The sequence below is a fragment of the Fluviicola sp. genome (genome assembly GCF_030151805.1).
Classification (GTDB): domain Bacteria; phylum Bacteroidota; class Bacteroidia; order Flavobacteriales_D; family Crocinitomicaceae; genus Fluviicola.
Window position 1 is genome coordinate 1 of record NZ_JASLCN010000035.1, and the last position, 2,622, is coordinate 2,622.

1 protein-coding gene is annotated in these 2,622 nt (G+C 43.6%); it reads left to right on the plus strand.

The features are described 5' to 3' along the window. Positions 1–242 precede the first annotated feature (242 nt). Positions 243–2,622, plus strand: a 2,380-nt coding sequence (locus Q1V93_RS01335) for a reprolysin-like metallopeptidase (protein ID WP_300660420.1), incomplete at its 3' end; no start/stop codon positions are given.

The following is a 2,622-nucleotide window of genomic DNA, read 5'->3' on the forward strand; positions in this document are numbered from 1 at the left end:
AAAAAACTCCTTGTAAACGCAGTAAACTAATGTCATCACGATTCCCGGCCCGAACAAGTCGGGAATCATTTTTTACGCTCCAATGTGGTAAAAATTCTTTACTGAATGACTTTATCTCTACGAGCGGGAATTGAAAACGGATGCTTAGAACTTAAAATTATTTCACTAAATATTGACGTTTGTGTTAAAAATATATCATCACATTCATTTGAATCATTAATTTAGATTTAAGAAGAACTATTATGAAGACAAAACTATTATTTAGCATGTTGCTTTTTGCATCATGGACCTGGTCTCAAAGTAAAGAGATCCAAATCCCTTCAGGAAAGCTGAACGGATACCTGCAACAAACCCCGGATAATTTTAAATTGCCTTTGGGAACCGGTATGGAAGAGCTGACATTTACCTTGTCACAAACACATATCCTTCCTCCCGAACTGGAAATAAAGTATCCTTCGATTAAAACGTATAAAGGCTTCTGCACGACAGATTCCGAGAAGAGCATTACCCTGACCCTGACGGATCACAGCATCCGAGCAGTTGTTATAGATCATGGAATCATTCTGCGATTTGAACCGCTTACAAACGAATTATACCGCTATTATCAGGAAGAACCTTTTTCGGAAGATGCCTGCGAATATTCGTCCCTGCATACATCCAAAGATGACATTCCTTTTGAAAGTGTCGGTGCGGGAATTGATCAGGTCAAAGCCTTATGGCCTCCCACAGGTCATGGAACAATCCATTACAATATCAACAAGGTACTGATTCCAATGACCGGTAATTTTGCGATCGACCAGAACATTACAACAGTTGTGGATGGCTTGGCTTTCGTAACCAATTTCATGGCTGCAATTACCGCTAAGTATGAAATGGAAATCGGTTTCAGCTTTCAACTCCACCCGGATAATGACCAGATGATTTTTTTAAATGCTGCTGATCCGTATCCTGATTATGCCACTGCAGTGGATTCGAACTTCGGAGGAGCAAATAGCTTTTTGAACCGCAACCAGGTGATTTGCGACAGTATGATCGGAAATGCCAATTACAATTTATCCATTGCATTATGCCGTACGGGTACTGCACGCGGAACGTATACAGCGCCTTGCGGAACGACGCAAAAAGCAAAAGTAACGTCATTCAACAGTATTGCAGCGATCAATCACGAAATCGGACATACCTTTACTTGTCCGCATACTTCCGCATTAACTCCAAGTACGGGTTTCAGCCCGTATATTGGCTTTTTGGAACCATCAACCATGGGTGGTGGCGGACAATTTTTCGCTTGTACCAGTATCGAAACATTAGCAGAATGGGCTATTGCGGGTAATCACATTGCCTGTGCCACTCAATCTCCTTCGGGAAATACTGCACCGCAAATTACAGCAACTGTTGACGGGAAATACATGCCGGCAAATACGCCTTTCGTATTGGCAAACACCAACACAACAGATGCAGATGGTGATCCGCTGTATTATTCCTGGCAAAGCACCGATGGTTACCGGGCGCAATACCCGGATTCATCTTTCAGCAGTCCGACGGAATACCTGGTTTTCGCGCCTGAACGACCAAATGCATCCGGGAATGTACGCTATGTTCCATACTTAAGCAACCTGGTTTCAGGAGTGGATGATCCTTACTCTCATCTTCCCTGGGTGACGCGTGATATTCACGTGCGCTGCCTGGTTCGCGATTCGGTTGGCGGAGTCAATATGACGTTTGAAACGGTTCACGTGGACGGAAATTCGGGACCATTCAAGGTCAATACTCCGGTTGCAGGAGATGTAGTCACAGAATTACAAACCATTACCGTAAACTGGGACATTGCAGGAACAACTGCTGCTCCGGTAAGTGCTGCCAATGTGGAAATCTTACTTTCAACAGACGGAGGTGTCACTTTCCCGGTGGTACTTACGGCAAGTACTCCGAATGACGGTTCCCAGGCTGTAACCATTCCGAATGGAACAGCAACAAGCGCTGCACGAATCATGGTGAAAGGAAATGGAATTTTCTTCAATATCAATCCATCGAATTTTACCATTTACGACAACGCATTGCCTCCTGATTATGCGATTTACAGCTATGACACCTTGAAGCGTGCATGTAGTTCTTCGATTTCTTATGAATTCATTGCACAATCCCTGGGTGGATATACGAATCCCGTCACTTTTAACGTATCGAATCTTCCTGCTGGCGTAACATCCAATTTCCCGCAGACAATCAATCCGGGACAACATGTAAACCTCGTATTGAGTGCGATCAACCCTTCCGTACATGGAACATATCATTTAACGCTTACTACTACTTCTACAAGTGGTACAAAAACAGAGGAGCTTGATTTGATTGTTGCCGGACAAATTCAGACGACAAACAATTATGCGATGTCTGCAATCAGCACAACAGACGGCCGCAGGTATTCCATTCCTGATTTAACGTGGCAACCTGCAGAATATTCGGTTGAATACTGGGTAAAATTTGCTCCTGCTGCCATGGGTGTAAATTCAAGTACCATATATTGGGGCGCAAGCGGAAATCAATTGATCCGAAAAAATGCAAACAATCACATCTATATGCAGGTTTGTGACGGACCTCATATTAACCTCATCTCTTCGATAGACACCG